Origin of the sequence: Paenibacillus thalictri (genome assembly GCF_004307995.1) — a bacterium.
In the GTDB taxonomy this organism is placed as follows: Bacteria; Bacillota; Bacilli; order Paenibacillales; family NBRC-103111; genus Paenibacillus_AF; species Paenibacillus_AF thalictri.
In genome coordinates this window covers 64,503-85,567 of record NZ_SIRE01000008.1, presented here as the reverse complement: position 1 = coordinate 85,567, position 21,065 = coordinate 64,503, and the positions used below count along the sequence as shown (strand labels likewise).

Annotated in this window: 16 protein-coding genes and 1 riboswitch; all 16 genes read right to left on the bottom strand. The window is 50.9% G+C overall.

The features are described 5' to 3' along the window. Window positions 1-14: 14 nt before the first annotated feature. The 16 genes from EYB31_RS12225 to EYB31_RS12150 all read right to left on the bottom strand — a co-directional run bounded on the left by EYB31_RS12225 (window position 15) and on the right by EYB31_RS12150 (window position 20,927). Window positions 15-1,505 (bottom strand): sulfatase family protein, encoded by a 1,491-nt coding sequence (locus EYB31_RS12225; protein ID WP_131013619.1) that lies wholly within the window; start codon window positions 1,503-1,505, stop codon window positions 15-17. Between the two features lie 7 nt (window positions 1,506-1,512). Further along, the gene (locus EYB31_RS12220) at window positions 1,513-2,394 is read right to left on the bottom strand and encodes a carbohydrate ABC transporter permease (RefSeq protein WP_131013618.1); all 882 of its coding nucleotides are present in this window, start codon (window positions 2,392-2,394) and stop codon (window positions 1,513-1,515) included. 16 nt (window positions 2,395-2,410) lie between these two features. Beyond that, window positions 2,411-3,373, bottom strand: coding sequence for an ABC transporter permease (locus EYB31_RS12215; RefSeq protein ID WP_240762358.1), 963 nt, complete (start codon window positions 3,371-3,373; stop codon window positions 2,411-2,413). A gap of 120 nt (window positions 3,374-3,493) precedes the next feature. Continuing rightward, window positions 3,494-5,050: an extracellular solute-binding protein gene (locus tag EYB31_RS12210; RefSeq protein WP_131013617.1), complete on the bottom strand. Its 1,557-nt coding sequence runs from the start codon at window positions 5,048-5,050 to the stop codon at window positions 3,494-3,496. A 171-nt stretch (window positions 5,051-5,221) separates the two neighbouring features. After that, window positions 5,222-7,594, bottom strand: a complete 2,373-nt coding sequence (locus EYB31_RS12205; protein WP_131013616.1) for a helix-turn-helix domain-containing protein — start codon at window positions 7,592-7,594, stop codon at window positions 5,222-5,224. Window positions 7,595-7,874: 280 nt separating this feature from the next. Continuing rightward, entirely contained in the window at window positions 7,875-9,485 is a 1,611-nt protein-coding gene (locus EYB31_RS12200) for a sialidase family protein (protein WP_131013615.1), read from the bottom strand. Window positions 9,486-9,845: 360 nt separating this feature from the next. Beyond that, the gene (crcB, locus tag EYB31_RS12195) at window positions 9,846-10,202 is read right to left on the bottom strand and encodes a fluoride efflux transporter CrcB (RefSeq protein WP_131013614.1); all 357 of its coding nucleotides are present in this window, start codon (window positions 10,200-10,202) and stop codon (window positions 9,846-9,848) included. Continuing rightward, entirely contained in the window at window positions 10,199-10,585 is a 387-nt protein-coding gene (gene crcB / locus EYB31_RS12190) for a fluoride efflux transporter CrcB (protein ID WP_131013613.1), read from the bottom strand. Before crcB (EYB31_RS12190) ends, crcB (EYB31_RS12195) begins: the two co-directional genes overlap by 4 nt. 46 nt (window positions 10,586-10,631) lie before the next feature. Continuing rightward, window positions 10,632-10,690, bottom strand: a riboswitch (Fluoride riboswitch). 47 nt (window positions 10,691-10,737) lie between these two features. Next, a complete protein-coding gene (locus EYB31_RS12185; protein ID WP_131013612.1) occupies window positions 10,738-12,270 on the bottom strand; it encodes an alpha-N-arabinofuranosidase in 1,533 nt (510 codons plus the stop codon). An 18-nt stretch (window positions 12,271-12,288) separates the two neighbouring features. Beyond that, window positions 12,289-12,552: a DUF6171 family protein gene (locus tag EYB31_RS12180; RefSeq protein ID WP_131013611.1), complete on the bottom strand. Its 264-nt coding sequence runs from the start codon at window positions 12,550-12,552 to the stop codon at window positions 12,289-12,291. A 20-nt stretch (window positions 12,553-12,572) separates the two neighbouring features. Further along, window positions 12,573-14,105 carry an alpha-N-arabinofuranosidase gene (locus EYB31_RS12175; protein ID WP_131013610.1) on the bottom strand — a complete coding sequence of 511 codons (1,533 nt, stop codon included), beginning with the start codon at window positions 14,103-14,105 and terminating at the stop codon, window positions 12,573-12,575. Between the two features lie 36 nt (window positions 14,106-14,141). Then, window positions 14,142-14,948 (bottom strand): carbohydrate ABC transporter permease, encoded by an 807-nt coding sequence (locus EYB31_RS12170; protein WP_131013799.1) that lies wholly within the window; start codon window positions 14,946-14,948, stop codon window positions 14,142-14,144. A 40-nt stretch (window positions 14,949-14,988) separates the two neighbouring features. Next, complete coding sequence (locus EYB31_RS12165) at window positions 14,989-15,900, bottom strand: carbohydrate ABC transporter permease (RefSeq protein WP_131013609.1); 912 nt, start codon at window positions 15,898-15,900, stop codon at window positions 14,989-14,991. Between the two features lie 72 nt (window positions 15,901-15,972). Further along, window positions 15,973-17,286 carry an ABC transporter substrate-binding protein gene (locus tag EYB31_RS12160; RefSeq protein WP_131013608.1) on the bottom strand — a complete coding sequence of 438 codons (1,314 nt, stop codon included), beginning with the start codon at window positions 17,284-17,286 and terminating at the stop codon, window positions 15,973-15,975. Between the two features lie 169 nt (window positions 17,287-17,455). After that, entirely contained in the window at window positions 17,456-19,087 is a 1,632-nt protein-coding gene (locus EYB31_RS12155) for a response regulator (protein WP_131013607.1), read from the bottom strand. Beyond that, a complete protein-coding gene (locus tag EYB31_RS12150) occupies window positions 19,062-20,927 on the bottom strand; it encodes a cache domain-containing sensor histidine kinase (protein WP_131013606.1) in 1,866 nt (621 codons plus the stop codon). Before EYB31_RS12150 ends, EYB31_RS12155 begins: the two co-directional genes overlap by 26 nt. Window positions 20,928-21,065: the final 138 nt, after the last annotated feature.

Here is a 21,065-nt window from a genome sequence, read left to right as displayed (position 1 = left end):
CCGTCCTTTCAACTTTAGCGGTATTTCGCCGCCAATTGCTCGGCTTGTGCCGTCTCCCCCCGTTCACGCAACCGCTCCAGCAATCCGGGCAGCGCTCCGCGCGCATGGGATGGGCCTCCCTCACGAATCACGGTCCACAGCGGGTCGGCATCATATCCGTACGGCATTGTCTTCATCATCTGTTCGTTCCACGAATCCAGCATCCTGACCGCTTCAAGTACGATGTCCGGTCTGGAATCGGCGGCATTACGCTCTTCATGCGGGTCCTCCGCCAAGTAAAACAGCATTTCCCGCGGAAACGGGTTGTAGCCGTCGTGATACGTACGAATGTACAGCCAATCGCCAAAGCGCACGCTGCGCTGGCACGTACCGGCGCATTGGCTCAGCACAGCGTAGTCCCTTCCCGGATCGTCTTCGCCAAATAACGCCCCGGCATAGCTGATTCCTTCTGCACCCTGCGGAGGCTGGACGCCAAGCAGCTCCGCAAGCGTCGGCAGCAAATCGAGATGCAAATGCAGCCCGTGCCTGGTCTCGCCTTGGCGGGCGCCCGGCCATTTAAAGATCAGCGGAATATGCATCGTTGCTTGATCGGCCGTAATATGGTCGCCGTATACGCCCAACTCGCCCAAGTTTTCGCCGTGATCGGCGCTGACGATAATCGCCGTCTCCTCCATCAGCCCCATCGCTTCCAGCGCCGTCAACATACGTCCGATCTGCTCGTCCATATAGCGGATACCGCAATCGTAGCCATCAACAATTTGTCTCACATCATCCAGCGTGCGAATATGCTGAGGATTGCGCGGGTAAGGCGGGTTCACTTGCCCGGCAGCGCCAAACAAGCCGCCATTTGCGTAATTGCGAAATGCCCTTTCCTTTTCCTGCGGCATTTGCAGCCCTGTCATCGCAAGCTGTGCATTAAGCTTTTCTTCGCTAAGCCATTCGGGCAGCGCGTCCCCGTCAAGCGGACTGCCAAACGACTCCGGCGCCCGCGCCGGCATATGAACATCCCAAAAATTGACGTGCAAAAACCAGCGTTCCCGCTTGTTATTGGCCTGCAGCCAATCGAGCACAACCGGAGCGACTTCGTCCGCGGATTCCATGCCGTTTTTGCCGGTATTGCGCACCTCGTTAAATCCCGCGTAAAAAGAATAAGCGCTGTGGCGTTCGGCAAACGAGCTGATCGAAGCGGTATAATAACCATGCGAACGTAAAAAACCGGGCAGGCTTTCCGCATAAAGCCGGGTGCGAAAACGCCGCTCCCGCCCTTCCGTACGCATATCCCCATTAGTGCCGCCATGGCCGACAACGCCGGAGTGGATGCCGTGCATCCCGCTCATCAACGCCGTCCGCGAAGGGGCGCACGGCGCATCGGAGCAATAGCAGTTCGTAAACATCACACCCTGCCGGGCGATGCGGTCAAGATGCGGGGACGTATTGCGTTTATACCCGCCGCATCCCAGATGATCCGGACGCAAGGCGTCCAGATCGAGATATAAGATGTTCAAGCCAAACTCACCCTTTCACCGAACCGATTAACACCCCTTTGACAAAATACCGCTGTATAAACGGATACACAAACAAAATCGGCACCGTGCTGATGATTACAATCGCCGATTTGATCGTATCCGCTGGCGGCGGGTGCTCGATAAATTCGATATTTTCATCGGTGATCGTACCGGCCTGCAAAATATTGCGCATAATGACTTGAATCGGCAGCTTCTGCGCATCGTCGATATAAATCGACGCCGAAAACCATTCATTCCAGAAATAAACGGAATAAAACAGCCCAATCGTAGCCATCGCCGGCATCGACAAAGGAATGACAATTTTCCACAAAATTTGCGCCGGCTTCGCGCCGTCAACAACGGCCGACTCTTCAATTTCGGTAGGCAAAGCGAGAAAAAAATTGCGCATAATAAACAAATTCCAAGCGCTGATCATCCCCGGAATAACCAGCACCCATATGCTGTTCTTCAGGCCGAGAAAATTAAACAGCATATATTGAGGCACCAGCCCGCCGTGAAAAATCATCGTAATAAAAATAAACAGCACCCATATATTCCGGCCGGGCAGCGTTCTGCGCGCCAAGCCGTAAGCCAAGGAAGCGGTAAATGATAAGCTGAGCAAGGTGCCGACAATGACGCGGAACAAAGTGATCTGGTAAGCGTTCAGGATAATCGTCCCACGATGAAGCAGCATGCTGTAGGCGTCCAAGCTGATTTGATGCGGGATCAGCACAAACGCGCCGCGTTTCAGCGATTCTTCCGCACTGATAAAGGAGGTTGACAGCACGGACAGGAAAGGTATAACGAAGGCCAGCGACAGTAATGTCAGCATCAGCACATTTGCGGTATCAAATACTTTTTCGCCGGCGCTGCGGTTTCGAATGCTCATGAAGTCCTCCCCCTCCTCACCATATTCCCGTATGGTTAAAACGTTTGGCGATATAATTGGCTCCAAGAATCAAGATCATCGCCAGCACATTTTTAAACAGACCAACCGCCGTAACAAACGAATATTTCATGTTGGTCAAACCTTCGCGGTACACGTAAGTATCGATTATGTCCGAGACGTCATAGACGGGCGGCGAATACAACAGCAAAATTTGCTCGAAGCCGGCGTTCAGCAAACCGCCGATTGAATAAATGAGCAGCAGCACGATTATGTGCGAAATTCCGGGCAACGTGACATGAAGCGCCTGCCGGAACCTGCCGGCGCCGTCAATAATGGCGGCTTCATACAATCCCGGGTCAATGCTCGCCATTGCCGCCAAATACAGGATGCTGCCCCAGCCGATGCTTTGCCATACATGAGAAGTGACCAGCACGCTGCGAAAATAGCCCGGTTCGCCCAAGAAAAAAATCGGCTCGCCTCCGAAAGCAATAATAATCGCATTCAGTAAACCGCTATCCGTGGACAATAACATCATTACAAGCCCCGCTACCACCACGTTGGAAATAAAATGCGGCAAGTAGGAAATGGTCTGAACCAGCCGCTTGAATACCGTGTTCCTTATCTCGTTGAGCAGTAAAGCCAGCACAATGGCAGCGGGAAACCCGAAAACGAGCTTGTAAATGCTGATTAGCAGCGTATTACGCATCACGTTCCAGAAAAAATAAGAGTTCCAGAAGTTGCGGAAATGCTCCAGACCAACCCAAGGCGCTGTCAAAATACCGGTAACCCCCTCAAAAGGGGAAATGTCTTTAAAAGCAATGATGATACCAAACATCGGCAAATAATCGATCACGAAGAAATAAAGAATCCCCGGCAAAATCAAATAAAAATAAAAGCGGTGCGACCAAATCGCGCTCCATCGGCGCCGCCGCCGGGGCAGCGCCGCAGCGGTAAGCGGGGTGACAGGCAAATTGGGCAAAGTTCCTCCTCCGTTCGTTAAGCGTTAAGAGGCGTGCGGAAGCTGCAAGCGGCTAGCGCAGCGTTGTACAGCGCGAAACCAGCCGGCTTGCAGATATCATCTTGGTTTAATTTCAGCTGCTTATTTTTTCAACTGCTTGTATTGGCGGGTATATTCGTCAATCCATTTGTCGAGTCCGGCTTTGTTTAACTGGTCGATAAATTTGTCCCAGTCGGCGATCGGTCTTGCGCCGGTAATAAATTTCACCGTTTCTTCGTCGCGCAGGCGGGTTAAATCGTTGATGTTCGGAATGTTTTTGGTCATCTCATCTTTGTTGTACACGATGTTCAGATCGATCGGTTCTTTGGCGGTATCGAGTTGGAGGATTTCCTTGTTCAAATAGTTGGCATGTTTGGCTCCGGTCGGACTTTCGATCACATATTTCGTCTCGGTGGCGAGTCCCAGCGAAACGGCGTATTCTCCGGCATATAACACATCTTTATCCAGCAGCTGCACATTGAATTTCTGAGCGTCGGTGTACTTCCAGTTTGCGCCGAATTTGGCGGTGATGGCATTGGCGGGGTTATCTTGGTATTGGTAGTTGATAAACTTCATCGCCGCTTCGGGGTTTTTGGATTTTTTCGTAATGAGCACCGCGCTGGTGCTGCCGGCGTTGATCGTCTGGATTTTCCCTTTCGGACCTGTCATATTGCGCACGATATCGTAGTCGGCTCCGGGGAAATTGCTTTGGACCTGCGGCCACATAATGGTGACACGCGAATACCAGGCTGACGAAGCGCCCACACGCCCCGTTTTCAGCAGCTCCATCGGATCGAATTTGCCAAACGCTTCTTTATAGATGAAACCTTTCTGATACCAGTCGGCCATTTTCACGACAAAATCTTTGTAACCCGGAGCCAGCTCCACCGGTTTGATTTTGTTATCCGCCGGATCAAGCCAATTCCCGTAGCCGCCGTCGACAAATCCGCCGGTAAAAGCATAACGCAAGCCAAGCAAATCGGTCATCAGCGGAATCGTATCGGCTTTTCCGTTGCCGTCGGGATCGTTGTCCTTAAACGCCTGCATCACTTTTTCAAACTCGTCCAGCGTCTTGGGCATCGGCTGGTTCAGCTTCTTCATCCAATCGCTGCGCACCCACACCGGATAAGCCACGGTTGGCACCGCGCGGGGAATCCCCCAGATGTTGCCCTTGTTGTCCTTCATGTTGGCCCATGCATCCTCGGACCAAGCCTTCTTGATATCCTGGCCGTATTTGTCCAGAAGATCGTTCAAAGGCAGGATGGCTCCCTTGGAAGCGTAATCGTCCCAGTTCCCTTGAAAAATATCCAGATTTTCGCTGGAACCCAGCATCAGGTTCAGCTTCTGCTTGGCGGCGTCGGCCCCCTGCGGCGGCACGATGGCGTCCGCATCGATGTTCAGCTTGTCTTTGTACAGCTTCTTCATAGCGCTCAGCGCATCCGGCGTACTTCCTTCCGGACGGGCCCCCAGATTTGAACCCCCGTTTTGATAAATCGTAATTTTCGGCGCCGCCGCAGGAGCTGCGGCGGGTTGTGCAGCTTTTCCGCTATCGGCCGCAGGCGGCGATTGAACGGAGCCGGCCCCGCTGCTGCAAGCGGCGGAAGACAAAAGCAGAAAAGAAGTGACCGGCAAAAGCAAAGATGACCTCCTTTTTAACATACCAAACCCTCCTTACGCCAAAGTATCCAAACGCGGCAAGTGACGTAACCAGCGCGTCCTTGCTACCAACATAGCACCGCTGAAAGCGCTTTACGATAATAAAAATTTGAGATTGCATAATAAACTTATGAGATGTCATCTATTTATTAGATTCCGATCCTTTTTTTGAAATCAAAGCCCGAATATTCGTTTGTATTCCCCCGGCGTCATGCCTGCATGCTCCTTAAACACTTTGATAAAATAATACGTATTGTGATATCCGACCTTGCTGCCCACCTCGTTTACTTTTAATTCCGTTTGCTGCAGCAGTTCCTTGCTTTTCTCGATCCGCACCTCGGTCAAATATTCGGTGAACGATTTCCCCGTGTACTGCTTGAACAACCGGCTCACGTAAGCCGGGTTCAAATTGAGCATTTCGGAAACAAGCGGCAGCGATAAATCCGAGCCGTGCTCCCGTTCGAGAATGCCGATCACTTTGGACACGTGCTGATTGTCCTTGCGGTTCATCTCTTCTCCGATGCAGTCGGCGGCGGATTGCAGAAATCCATCGGACCAAGCGGCGAGCTGATCCATCGATTCCAGCTTCATTACCTCGCGGTACGGATCGGAGCGGATAAACCGCGCCATATCGACGCTGCTTTGCTGCAGCGTACTCAGCACCCCGGTAATTACTTTAAAAAACTCAAATTGAATGTGCGTATAATGCAGCCGGTGTTTGTTGACAAGCCACGCCTCCATCAGCTCTCCGACCACTTCTTTGGCCCGCGCAGCGTCCCCCGTCTTCACGTAACCGATAAGCCGCTCTTCCCGTTTCTTGGAAAATATTTCGTCCGAAGCATTGCTGCCGTCAAGCCCGATATCGCCGATGTAAATCACTTGGCCGCAGCCGTGCAGCAGCCGGAACCGCAAAGCTTCCGAAGCTTCCTCGAACGCTCTCGGCAAATCGCCGACCGACGGGCAGTGACGTCCGACGCCGACGGTAATCGGGGCCGCGAAGTTGATCTCCAGTATTTCGATCAATTCCGCTCCCAGCGCAAAGACGCGATGCATTTCCTCTTTCCCGGTATTGATGACAATCGCCAAATGCCGGTTCCCCGTATCCACAGTCATATGCGGCATATTCGCAAGTGAGCTGCGCTTTAATTCATGAAGCAGCCTGACCATCTCCCACGGGGATTCGCTGACCGGGTCGGCGGCAGCATCGGGGTGACGCTCCTCAAACGTCAGCAGCAAAAGCCCCAGCTCGCTCACCTCAAGGGGAATGTGCAAATCGGCGAATTTCTCCTGCAGCGCACCGCTGGCTTCGGCCGGCTGGCGCAGCAGCTGATTTTTGAACTGCTCGATATAATAAGGCAAACTTTCTTCCAGGCGCCGGCGGAACTGGTCGCGTTCGTCGAACGATTGGCGCAGCGCATCCCCGATAGAATGCAGCTCGTCTTTCCACGTCTCTCCGATTCTCCCCCATTGCGCGCGCATAAGCGCCTGAATCCGCGAAATCGGCCGGTAGAGCCGATTGGAAGCGATAAACGTCAGCAGCACCGATAAACCGAGCAGCAGCGCAAGCGAATACACAATCACTTTGCGCAAATACGCGGTGCTGACAAACAACTGGTTCAGGTTGATCATATCTACAAATGTCCAATGAAGTTTGTCGGAGTGAACATAAGTCACAAGATTGCGTTCCCCGTTCACCTCCGAGCGGATAAATCCGTTTGAGCCTTGCAAATGTTTTCCCGACAAAGCGCTTTTCACCGTTTGGGCGAACGCCTCCTGCTCCGTGGCGAACAAGACGGCTTCGCCGCCGGACAACACAGCCAAGCTTTCCTTATCGTTCAGCCGGTTGATGATATGGTGATAGATAAGTGCGGCGTCCAGATTAATAATAAAAGCGTTGTCGTCCTGATTTGTGCGGAACAGCAAAGTCAGCACCCGTTTGCTCTGATGGTTGAACTGCATGGCCATCCGCGGATCCAGAATGATCGGAGATTCCGTTCCGCTTGTCAATACGCCGTACCATTGTTTATCGAAAAAGCTTTCCAGCGAATATTGCTTGAACGTATTTTCGTCCTTAATCATCAGCACCAGGTTTTTATTGCTGTCGTAATAATAGACGGAATCGACAAATTCGTTGGACAACTTGAAATATTCGATGCTTTGGATGGCGGTGGTTTTGTTGTCGATATACGAATACAGCGCCGGCAAGTCCTGCTCCGGCAGGGTGCCGTTTAAGCTTTCGTAATACGTGCCGTTCGGAAACGCCTCGAAATTGCGAAACGCCGGATTTAGCGCCAGCTGCTGGCAATTTTCCGTGATTTGCTGAATGACCAGCTCCAAGGCGTTCATGCTTTGCTGCAAATATTTAGCGTTCGCAGCGCTTGTTTCATGCTCGAATGTCTTGGTGACGTTAAAATAGGCGATGATGCCAAACGTTAGGTTCGGCACGGCGGCCAGCAGCAAAATAGACGAAATTAACCGGAGCAAAAACTTGCGTCGCTTGATTTTGCCTGACCATTCCGCAATACTTCGAGCCAATAATGAGAACATGCCCTTTCCCCCCTCACAAATGTAAGCGTTGTCAAAAGAAACTAATCATATGCCCCGATTGATATATAAATATACGCTCCGCTACAATCCGATCGTGTTGTTTCATACTACCAGTATACCAAATATTTTCGAAACTCAAATCGGTTGCAGCAAAAAAAGAGACCCTTCAGCGGTCGTAAATTCGACCCGAAGCAGTCCCTTTTCCGCGCACCATCCCACTATGGAAACGGCATGCCCACACACAGCCAGCATGCGCAGCCGTATGGTACGTTATGGCTCGTTATGCATAGTCCTCAGCATGCAAATAAACGCCGACCAGATGGCTTTTATGCGGTTCGTCGCCTTGATTGGTGTAATCGACAAACATGATCCGGCCGTCCGGCAGCTCCAGCCAAGAGGAATAGCCATGATCCGGCCAAGGTTTTTGATCGGGATGGTTGGCATGAATTTCGATCATTCTCTCCCGCTGGTACGCGTCAGGCCACAATACGTCGGCCGCCCGCCAGCGCCAGTTCATTTGCGGCAGCGTCGGATTGGTCACCTTGTAGCTGAGTTCACGCCAGCAGCTCTTGCCGGTATCGCCCAGCTGTCCAAATCCGGTGCGCGCAGCCAAATCGCCTCCCCCGTGGAAGTTGCCAAGCCGGTCCGCCTCCCAGAACACGCAGGAATTAATAATGGTTTCCCCGTCGACCTGGACTGTCAGCAGCCCACGGCGATGATGAATCGTCAGCTTACGGTAATCCGACATATCGACGGGTTTGCGGAAATCAACGGTGTGCGTCGTTAAGGCGATCCAATTGCGCCCGATGTATAAAACAATCGGGCCGCGGATCCCGCGAAGACGGGATACGGCCATATACGCTACCGCCTCGTCCGTATCCGCTTCGATCTTTACCTCCGCTTGAAACACAACTTCGCTTTTAGACGATTCCGGGGGCAGCAGCGTGTAGCGGCATTCGTGATCGGGCTGATTGATGATCGTTAGCGCTTCCGCAGACAGCTCCGCCGCATACTTGCGGCGTGGTCCGCCAATCGCGTACGAACCCGCCTCTTTATGGAAATCGCCGCACCAGCCGTAGGTGCCCAGCCCCCCGCTCACCTGCCGTCCCGTCACCAGCACGCGGCCGTCCGCAAGCTGCTTGGCATAAGGCCGGTGCAGCGAAAACGGCATCATCTGCGGCGTGGTCCAAGATACGCCGTGATCCCGCGAAAATGCGGCAAAACAAGGAATACCCGCGGAATGATTCTCGCGCATGATGCAGGCCAATTCTTTGCCGCCGTTAAGCACTACAAGTGCGCCTTCGCAAAAGCGGTGCAGCCCGTCGTGGGCAATCGTCGCTTGTTCGTACCAGGTGCTGCCGCCGTCGTCCGAGCAGGATAAAATAACCGCAAATTCCTGCGAATCGCCCCGCATGACATGGGACACGACAGCTAATCGGCCGTCCGGCAAATCCATCATCCGGTCCGGCTCAAAGCCGGAAATGCCGGTTTCCCGATACGTCGTCCATGTCTCTCCGTCATCTTCGCTCCAATATACCCAGTTGCCCGAAGGCTGGTCTTCGTGAAAATGTCCGAAATCGTCGTGGTCGATGAGAATAACCAGCCTTCCGTCGTTTAGCTGGCTGAGCCGAGGCGTGACAAGACGTTCGTCGCCTTTGCGCAAATCGGCGCGGTCGATTTCACGATGTTTAAACCAGGTTTGGCCGTCGTCATCGCTGGCCAGCAAGGTAATGATCTGCGTTTCCAGCGACCAGTGAGCGTCGTTGTCGCAATATACAAGCATGAGCCGGCCGGACGGCAGCCGGATGAGATCGGGGTTTTTCGTAAAGCGGCCGGGACTGCGCCAAACTTCAAAAACGCGATGTTTTACACTCCTCGTATGGGTAAGCATTGGATATTCCTCCGTATCATCGTTTTATAATTACTTTCATGGGCATGAATAACAAAATTGTTTTCTTCAGTAAACGCTTTCAATTAGGCTGTTTTCAAACGTTGCTTTACCACTCCTCCTCCTTTGCAGCATCCGGGCTATAAGTATCAAAAGTATCACGCCTCGTCTATCTCTATTGTAGAGGGGTTCATATCCGCCGCACGCTCATTTTTTCGGTTTTGCCTATCAGATTTTCGCCTTGAACAAATGTCTTCAAACAGCAATAACCCAAGAGCAGAACATTCGTTCCGTTTCTTGGGCCTTAATAAAGATGTTATTCGCCGGAGCCCCAACAATTGCAGCCGTCTCGTCATGCTCACCTCAAGCGAGCTTCATGCCGATGAAAGCAAACAAGATCCCGACCGCTACGGAAGATACCACGTAGATGACCGCTTTTCTCCGCTCTCCCTTCTGGACGAGCTGGATCGTTTCGTAACCAAATGTGGAAAACGTCGTATAGCCGCCGCAAAAACCGGTTCCGGCCACCGTCCAGACGAGATCCGGAATTTCGTGCCTCGCATAAAGCGCGAACAGGATGCCCAGAATGAACGAACCGCTAATGTTGATGAACCAGGTTCCCCAAGGATAATGAGAACCGGTTTTGGCGCTGATCCATTTTCCTGCGTAATACCGGGAAAGCGTGCCCGCAACGCCGCCAAGTCCGATGAGCCATATCATGACGTTTGCCCCTTTCTTTGCGAAGCCGCCAATTTACTGCCGGCAAATGTTAAAATGAGTCCGCCCACAACGCTGAGCAGCACGTAGATCGCGGCCGCAACATAATGCGCGCTCTGAATCAGATCCACCGATTGGACCGAAAACGTAGAGAAGGTCGTAAAAGCTCCGGTGACACCGGTTCCCAGGCCTAACCTGATTTCAGGCCGGAGCCTCCAACGCAGCGTTGCCCCTGTAAAAAACCAGCCCAAGAAAAAGCATCCTGCAAGGTTAATCAGCAAAATCCCAAGCGGAAATCCGTCGGGCGACGCCGGTATGATGTTCCCCAGCCCATACCTCAATATCGTCCCGATGAATCCTCCAATCACCAGCGCAATGACATCCATCTCCAGCGTCCTTTCCTGAAAAAATAAACTCCTACCAGCACAAAACAAACTGGTAGGAGTCATTAGCTCTCGGCGGTTAAGGCGAACTCCATCGCCTTATACATGTATAAATATTTTATAGCAGAACATGTGGCTAGTCAATATTTGGATATTTATGGTTTGCTTGCAACCGGGAGCTTCAACAATACAACCGACGCCTTAGGGATCGTCACCGTCAGTTCCTGTCCAACCGCCCACAGAAGCTGTTCGGACGGTGTCACTTTATACGGCTCCTCGAAGGAGTTGCCGTCCCTGGGGTTGGAAGACGCCAATACGACCATACTCCCTTCGCCTTCATACTCCCCGCCATACAGACTCAACTTCACCGGCTGGTCTTCATCCAACGCGATGTTAGCGAGCGTAATTGCCAGATTGCCGTCTTTGAGCGATGCGGAGCAGGAAATGCCAGGCATGTCATACGTCATGCCATCCAGCGAATAGGTGATCGGTTGGCCGCCGATCTCCGTTTTCAGACATACCGCTTCCTGATGGGCTTGAAACATATCAAACACATAATAACTTGTCGTTGCCACACAGGCATCGCCTTTGGCCAGAAACAACGAATGAATGCAGTTGACAAGCTGGGCGATGTTGGCCATCACCACCTTGTCGCATTGATTGTTGAAGATGTTCAACGAAAGCGCCGCCAATACCGCTTCGCGCATTGTACTCGGCTGTTCGAATAAATAGCGGCCCGGCAGCGGATGCCTGCCGTGGAGCTGATGCCACACGCCCCACTCGTCGACGATCAATCCGACATCGGCCCCGGGAAGCGCAGCTTGAAGCATCTCAAATTGCGATTGGATAAACGGCTCCATGTCCATGCCTACACGCATCATTTCATACCATTGGGCATCGGTATATTCCAGCTCCGTTCCCATCTGCCCGGTGTTTGTCACATAATAATGAAGCGAGTAACCATACATCGGGGCAACCCGCCCCACCGTATACATTTCCTTATATTTGTAAAAAAACTTTTCCGTCCATTCCGGAATGCCCTCGTAAGGCCCACAGGCGATAAATTGCAGCTCAGGCCCAACGCTTTTGCTGATTATGCCGTATTTTCTGTATATATGGCAGTAATCTTCAGGGGTCATGCAGCCCCCGCCGCCCCAGTTTTCGTTGCCGAGTCCCCAATATTTCACATTGAACGGCTCCGCGCTTCCATTCTTTTCTCTCTCTAGTGCCAGAGTGGTCGTCCCCTGCGGCATGTTGCAGTATTCGATCCAATTTCTCGCTTCCAGTACGGTGGTTGTCGTCGCGTTTACCGCAAAATAAGGCTCAGCGTCCACAAGCCGGCAAAACTCGATAAACTCGTGGGTGCCGACATGGTTCGATTCGAGCTTTCCGTCCTTCATGTACCACCAATTGACGGTGACAGGCCGCCGCTCGCGCAGTCCGATGCCGTCCCTCCAGTTGTACGTCTCGGCAAAGCATCCGCCCGGCCAGCGGATGACGGGCGGTTTAATGGCTTTCAGCTTCTCCGCAAGCTCCTGCCTGAAGCCGTTGATATGGGGAATGCCCGCGTCTTCCCCCACCCATATGCCGTCGTAGACAACCCCGCCCAAATGCTCGATAAAGTGCCCGTAAATGTTGGGATTGATACGCCCTACCTGCTCATCCAGCCTAATGCCGATATCGATCATCGATTACGTCTCCCGCTCTCACCATCTGGGGTTAAAAGGATAGGGGCACGCCCTATCCTTGATTTTGGTGCGAATTTGTACAAGGCAGCCGCAATATTTGCACGTTCCTCCGTGCGCATAACCTTCGCAGCTAATGCATTGGGCAAGCCGCTTGCCGCTTGTTTCCTCGTCGGCGAGTTCTACCTGCCGCGAGTCCATGAGCATTTGCAGCATGGCGGCAACTTTTTCCGGCGGGACCACTATCGTTTCCGAGCAGTCTTTGCATGGACTTTGTTTAGCCACGGCCATGAAGCTCCTCTCGGTTATTCGATCGTCAGCACAACAACCGACATCGGCGGGATCGTCGCCTGGAACCCTTCTTGGGTCAGTTGTACGCCTGTAAATGGCTCCGGCTTCACGCGGTTCGGATGCTCAAATGTATTATGGCTGCTCATTGCGTCAGCGGCCAATATTCTCCCCGTAACCAGCTTGCCGGCAAATCCTCCCGTATCGCCATGCAGCGGAGCGGCATGGGACGGGTCCGTATTGCAGACCGTGATGTTCAGCTTGCCCGCGGCGTCTACGGAAGCGGACACGCTTAATTGCGGCACTTCTTCTCCGTTCAGCTTATAGGCGCCGCACTGAATGTCCACCGGCTGCATGATCGCATCCTGGTGCACCTTAAACATCTCGAACACATGATAGGTCGGGGTCAGAATCATTTTTTCCCCTTCCGTAAGAATCACCGCCTGCAGCACGTTGATCGTCTGCGCAATATTCGCCATACGCACGCGGTCGCAGTGGTTATTGAAGATGTTCAGGCTGATCGCCGCCGAAACCGCGTCTCTCATCGTATTTTGCTGGTACAGGAAACCCGGATTCGTGCCGGGTTCAACGTCAAACCATGTGCCCCATTCATCGATGATCAAGGCGACTTTTTTCTCGGGGTCGTATTTATCCATCACGGCCGAATGCTTCGCGACAAGCTCTTCGGTGAAATAAGCGGCCTTCATGATGCCAAACCATTCGCTTTCGTCGAAGTCGACGGCCTGCCCCCGCACCGCCTTCGGATCTTTCAGATAGATCCGGTTGCCGTCGGGATTTTGCAGCACGATGCTGTGATCCCTCAATCGGGTATAGTAGTGGAGCGCCAATCCGTCCATGAAAGGGGCGGCCTCGCGCATCAGCACTTCCGTCCAATGGTAATTGTCGCCACGCGGACCGGCGGCGATTTTATAAATGGCGTTGTCTCCATAATCCCTGACGTACGTGCTGTATTGTCTGTACAGGTCGGCGTAATATTCCGCCCTCATCCTGCCGCCGCAGCCCCAGTTCTCGTTGCCTACGCCAAAGTAGGTCAGATTCCACGGCTTTTCTCTGCCGTTTGCTTTGCGCAGGTCGGCCATTGGCGACTCACCATCAAAGGTCATATATTCGACCCATTGCTGCATCTCATAAACGGTCCCGCTTCCGACATTGCCGCAAATGTACGGTTCGGTCTCCAGCATATCGCATAAATCGAAAAATTCATGGGTCCCGAAATGATTGTTTTCCACGACGCCGCCCCAATGCGTATTGATCATCCGGGCCCGCGATTCCTTGGAACCGATCCCGTCCTGCCAATGATATTCGTCGGCAAAACAGCCTCCCGGCCAGCGCAAAATCGGAATTTTCATGTCTTTTAACGCCTGAACGACATCGTTGCGGATGCCTCGTGTATTCGGAATAGCGGAATCCTCTCCAACCCAGATGCCCTCGTAAATACAACGGCCCAAATGCTCGGCAAAATGCCCGTAAATGTTCCTGTCAATTTTGTGAACTGCCGCTGCTCTGTTCAATTTAATGCTGTTTGTCATTTCATTTGCCTCCTGAATCGATTGGTTTATGATGGTCTAGCCTTTGACGCCGCCGGTGGACAAGCCTGATATAAACGCTTTCTGATTTAACAAGAACAAGACGATAACGGGAATAATCGCCAGCACCGCACCCGCGATGAGCATGTCGTAATTGTTGCCGTAAGGCGACATCAGCGAAGCAAGCCCGATCGGAATCGTAAACATCGTATTGGTGCGCAGCACGATCAGCGGCCATATGAAACTGTTCCAGCTCTGCATTGCCAGCAATATGCCCATGGCCCCAAAGGCCGGTTTCATGAGCGGGGCCATAATCCGGAAAAAAATGCCGAACTCCGAGCAGCCGTCAATTCTCCCTGCATCCATGAAATCTTTGGAAAGCCCCGCCACATATTGCCGGAAGAAGAAAATCGCCATGGGCGAAACGACAAACGGCAAAATGACCCCGTAATACGTATTGATGATGCCCATTTTGACAATCAGTTTGTAGAGGGGCAGCATTAGAATTTCCAGCGGCACCATCATTACAAACAAGACCAGCATAAAAATGAAGTTTTTCCCTTTAAAGCGATAAGCCCCTAGCCCGTAACCGACAAGCGAGGAAAGAAACAGCGAAAACACGGTATGCAGCGCGGTGATGCCCAAGCTGTTCCGGTACCAGTACAAATAAACGCTGCCCTTGCCCGTGAACAACAGCTTATAATTATCCAGACTCATCAGACTGGGGATGATTCGAAAATCCATGCCGTTGCGGAACAGCTCCTTGGAGCTCTTGAAAGAAGCCATAAACATGTAATAGAGGGGAAACAGCACGATAAAACAGACGATCAGAAAAAAAACGATCATCGCTATTGTCAGCAGCTTCTTTCGTTGCTGGACGCTCACTTCAGTCCCCCTCCTTCTTGAACAAACCGAACATTCTGAGCTGCACCAAATTGACGGTGAGCACGATCAGCAGCAAAGTAATGCCGATCGCCGAACCCATGCCCAAATCGTTGCGCTGAAACGCCTGCTGATAAATAAACCTGACGATGGTAAGCCCGATGTCCCCCGGCATGCCTTCGTTCCAGAATACATAGCTTTCCCCGAACATCCGGTAGCCTTCAAAAATACCGATCGTGAGCGTGTAAACGATAATCGGTTTAAGGAGCGGCAGCGTGATCCAATAAAACTTCTTCAGTACGCCGGCGCCGTCCATCTCGGCGGATTCGTACAATTCCTCCGGAATGCTCTGCAGGCCCGCGAGATAATAAATCATATTGATGCCGGCAACCCGCCACGTGTTCAGAATAACCATCAGCATCATGCCGGTGCCGTAGTTCAGCATCCAATTTTGCGGGGAAATGCCGAATTTGGCGATAAACGAATTGATCAACGCCGTATCCGCTTCCCCGAACATCAGCCTGAAGGAGACGCCGGCTACGATGACGGACGTTAAAGCCGGGATAAAGATTACCGATTTAAACAACGTTTTTCCTTTAGTCAGCCTGGAATTCAGAAATACGGCGAACAGAATCGGAACCGGAATCAACAGCAGCAGCGACAGTATGGTATAAATCGTGTTTGTTTGCAGCGCGTTAAAAAAGTGCTCGTCAAACATTCTCCGATAGTTGTCGAGCCCGATAAACGTTGTGCTGCTCAGCCCATGCACCTCCTGGAAGCTCATGGTGATTGTGGAAGCCGTCGGATACAGGAAAAAGACCAGAAACGATAACAGAAACGGAGAAACAAACAGATAAGGAGCGAACTGCTCCGAATAAAACGCCCTTTTGAAGCGGGTCAATTGATTCACCTCCATCGGCATGACAGTTGCGGAAATCGCTTACATTAAATCGATCTCCGCAACCGTCAGATTCCAGTCAGCCTGATGTTACTTTTTCTGTTTGCGCAGCTCGTCAGCAGCAGCTTTTAATGCCTGCTCCGGAGTTTGCGATTGATCCTTGAGCGATTTAAACATCACATTGGAATTGACCAAGTCTTGAGAAGCGGAGCTCAGCTCGCTCATATTAGGCGATTTAATCTCATCTTTCATGTTAAGCAGCACATTAAATATTTTTTCGTTGTTGAAATAAGGGTCGGGCTTCTGCAGCTCCGCATCGTTCCACACATCCCAGCGGATCGGATCGAACTTCAGCTCCTGCCAAATCCGGATGTTGGACTCTTTGCTTAACTTGGCGTATGCAAGAAACTTCACGGCTGCATCCTGATTTTTGCTTTGTTTGGTTACCGAAGTGCCCGTGCCTCCCATGCCTGCGGACCTGACGTTGCCATTTTCCCATATCGGCATCGGCCGGACCAATATTTTTCCTTTCAGATCGGGCATGTATTCCAAAAACCGGCTCATATACCACATCGGCATAATCAGCGAAGCCGCTCCGCCTTTATTCATAAATGTGAAAAATTCCTCCGCTCCGGTATTGCCCCCGGGCATGGGAACGGCGATTTTATCCTTGACGATCATATCTTTCATCGCTTGCAGCGTTTTGACATTGATTTCGTTGTCCAGAATGACGTTGCCGCTTTTATCCAAATAATCGGAGCCTCTTTGCACGATCATCGGCCAAAACGGCCGTTGTCCGGTCACTTCGAAGGCGGTCATCGGTTTTCCTGTCGCTGCGACGACCTTCTTCCCCGCTTCGGTATAATCAGCCCATGTTTTGATGTTGTCGACGTTGACGCCCGCTTTGTCCATCAAATCCTTGTTGTAATAAACAACCGTAGCGCCTACGTGGAAATCAATGCCGTAATATTTCCCGCCTTTGCTGTAAATATCGAATCTCGACTGGATGAATTTGTCCTTCTCGGGTTCGATCGCTTTGTTTAATTCCACCAGCTGAATATCACCCTTCAAGAAGTTTTGAAAGAAGTTGATATTGATGTCGGCGATATCGGGTGCGCCCACGCCGGATTGCAGCGCAATCAACAATTTGTTATGCATGTCCGCATTCGGGTAAGTTTCGACAGAAAGCTCGATCGGCTGGTCGGGATTGTTTTTGTTCCAGAGTTCGGCGGTTTTCTCGTAATATTTTTTATGCAGATCCTGGAATGTCCATAGTGACAGCTTAACCGGCTTCTTGGCGCCAGCGCTTTCCCCTTTGGACGGTTCCGCACCGCCGCCGCATCCTGACAATACGGACGCCAGCAGAAACACGGAAGCCACCGCTGTAACAGAAGTTTTTTTCATACCATCTTTTCCCCCTCGCAATATTGTAGCGGTGCAGCTGAAGCCTGTACACAGACGACGCTGCTACCTGTTTTTTATTATAAGAAAACGCTATCACTAGCGAACTCCAATATTTTGCACTCCACTACAACATTTTGTTATGTCTGCATTTGATTATCCGAACTGCAGATCATTTCCGGCAGGTCGTCTCATATTCCAGCGGCGTCATGCCCGCGACCTCCTTAAATACTTTAAAAAAGTAATTGTAGTTGTTGAACCCGACATGGCTGACGATTTCTTTCAGTTTCAGCTCGCCCTGCTCAATGTGCCGTTTGGCATGCTCGACCCGCACGTGATTGACGTATTCGGTGAATCCCATCCGGCACTCCTCCTTAAACAGCCTGCTGATGTACGAGCCGCTGACCCCGGCGTAGTCTGCCGCATCCTGAAGCGAAACGTCGTTGTTGTAATTGCGATGGATGTATTCCACAGCCCTCTGGGTAACCTCACTGTAGGAAGAAAGAATTTTCATCTGCTGCAAAATATGGATAAGCCTGTCGTACAAATTCAATATCCACGTTTTCATATCCATAAGCACCTCGTATTTCTGCATCAGATGGTATGGAATATCCCCTGCGGTATACAGCTTCGACATGTCGACGCCGGCATCCTTGGAGGCTTTGTTAACGATATTAATCAACTCCGCGCAGATCATCAGCGTGGATTTGCTGCTCAGCCGCAGGCTGGAGATTTTATCAAATACGCTGCCGATCAAGCGTTTTACGGATTCGAAATCTTGATTTTTCAATGCCGCGTAAATCGCCTTCTCATCCTTAATATCAAGGCTGAAAAATCCTTCTTCATGTTTACTGCTGCCGGCGCTTTCGATATAGATCCCGTTTTTGCCCTTATGAAACTTGTCCTTAAGGATGGAAGCCGCTTCGTTGTAGGCCTGATGAAGCTGCATGATATCCCTGCACACATCGCTGACGCCAAAGCTGGCGGTCATATTCAAATATTTTTTGATTTCCGAGCGGATCCGGTTAAGAAACGTGTACAGCTGATTGTAGATGTACATTCTGCTGTGATTGCGGCCCATGGATAAAATGATCGCAAATTTGCCTCCGCCCATAGGGGAGATGACCGACTTGTCCCAGTCGCTTAACATTTCGCAGGAAATATCCAGAAACGTTTGTACAAGCACATCGATTTCTTTGGAACTGAATTTTTCTTCGATAAACGGAAAATCATCGATCTCCGCAGCCGCAACCATCAGGTTTTCCGTATCCATGGCGACATCTAACATTCTGATTTGACCCAGCGCGTCCGCCCGATCGGGCAAGCTGCCCTCCAGCAGCTTTTTGATCAGTTCCTGACGCTGCATGTTTTTGCGGATCGTAAGCACCTGCACCATTTCATGTTGTTTATCGCGTTCGTTCCGATACATTAGAATCGAGTTCTCTGCTGCTTTTAACAATTCCAGCAGCAGAGGAGCATTCAGCCGGTGCTTTAACACGTAATCCATCGCGCCGCGTTTCATACTCTGGCGGACAAATTCAAAATCGTCATATGCGCTCAGCACCACGATGCGCACCTGCGGATAATCCCTCTCCAACAGCTCGATCAAACCAAGCCCGTTCATCCCGGGCATATTGATGTCGGTAATAACGATGTCGGGAACTTCCTTTTCCATCAGTTGCATAGCATAAATACCGTTATGCGCTTCACCGTAAATATAAAACCCGCAGTTCTCCCAGTCGAGCATCGTTTTCAAATCCGTTCGCGAAACCGCCTGATCATCGACTATAAGCACCTTCAGCATATTGCTCGCGATTCTCCTCTCTCACGGCGGGTAAAGTGATTTCTACAGTGGTATACAGGTTGGCAATGCTTTGAATGGCAATCCCGTATTTTTCTCCAAAATACAGCTTGATGCGTTCGTCGACATTGCGAATTCCAATCCCGCTAAGACCGATCGGTTTGTTTGTTGACGGTTTCTGCAATACATGGCTTACTATATCGCTATTCATGCCTACGCCGTTATCAGTGACGACAATTTTCAGCTCGTCCCCGATCCTGTAGCCTTTGATGATAATCAAGCCTTGGCCTTCCATCGGCTCCAGCCCGTGCAGCAAGCAGTTTTCCACAATCGGCTGAAGAATGAACTTCAAGGTGTGGAAGTCCAGAATACTTTCTTCCAATTCGTAATGAACCTTGAATTTGTCATAATCGCGGTAAGCCATGATGTTTAAGTAGTCTTTGACATACTCCATCTCCTCACGCACGCTGATGAGCGCGCTGCCTTTGCCCATACATCCGTGCAGCAGCTGGATTAAAGATGTTATGATGCTGGAGATGCTCTCCGCCTTCTGAATGTTCGCAAGCCATCTGACCGTGTTTAAGGAGTTGGACAGAAAATGCGGATTGATTTGGGCCTGCAATGATTTCAGCTCTGCAACCCTTTTCAATTTTTCCTTTTTGGTCACCTCGTCGATCAAATATTTGATCTCTTTCACCATGTGGTTAAAATTCGTAGCGGCCTTCCCCAGCTCATCGCTGCTGTTGTCATTGATTTGCGTTACCAGGTTGCCGAGCTTGACATTGTTCATCGAATTGACCAAATGCTTCAAGGGCCGGGAGATGCTTTTGGATACATAATAAGACAAAATCAACGCCATCAGAAAACAAATGACGCCCAGCACTAAAATATAAATACTTGTCTTAACGGACTCGGCGTTTAAATAAGTAAACGGGATGAGGCTGACCACGTACCAATCTGCGCTCGGAATATAATGGTAAGCAATCAGATTGCGCTTGCCCGACACGGTGCCGTTAAATGAGAATAAATCCTGCTCTTTATGTTTCTTCAGCTCTTCGATCAGCGAAGCGTCGCGGTATGGCTTGGCCGCTTGCATTTCCGGGTTTTGGCTGGAGATGACGTTGCCTTCGCCGTTCAGTATAAAAATATCCGATCCTTGTCCAAGGTTCGTATCCTTGAATTTTTTTAATATATGCTTTCCGTCGATCCTCATCACAAGATAACCGGCCGGCAGCCCGCTGAACGATTTAAAACTGCGGGTGAGCAAGATGCCGACCTTCCCGTAATTAGCGATGCGGTATGTTGAGGTTCTGGCGTTTTCTTCTTCATCTTTGCTTTCGATCGTCCAGAGCGGGACACCGTTGTTTTTCTCGGTTTGCACGAAAATATCGTTTAAAAAACCGGGCGTAAGATTAAATTTAAAGTACACGTCGCCGTATGCAATGATTTTGTCCTTATTCCGCGTAAATACGAGTACGTCCGTCACACCGTGAATAAAGGAGAACCGTTTAGTCAGCATGCTTTGAATTTTTAGCTCGGCATCGTTCCTTGTCCATTCATCCATCGAATCGTAGCCGGTCAGCGTATTTTGGATCAAGTCGGAGAAGGCAATGTCCACGCTGTCATTTTCGAGCTTGGTCAGCTCATTTTGAATGTTTTCGCTGACTTGATTCATTAACTGGATGGATGAGGTGCTTATTTTCGTTTTCATCGCTTCGCTGGACGTGTAATAAGCAAATATGCCTGTGATCATTAACGGGATTAAGGAAAGAATCGCAAATGAAATCACAAGCCTGTTTTGAATATTCATTTTGCGGATCAAACGGTTTAAGCCGGCACCCATAATTTCCCCCCTCGCGTTATGGTTATTCTGCGTATGAATTCGACAGCCGCTGATCAATCCCTTGTGGTTATCAGGCGGATGAAAAAAACCGCCGGCAAAACATTGCCTGACGGTCCGCTGTTTGGCGCCTAAAAGCAA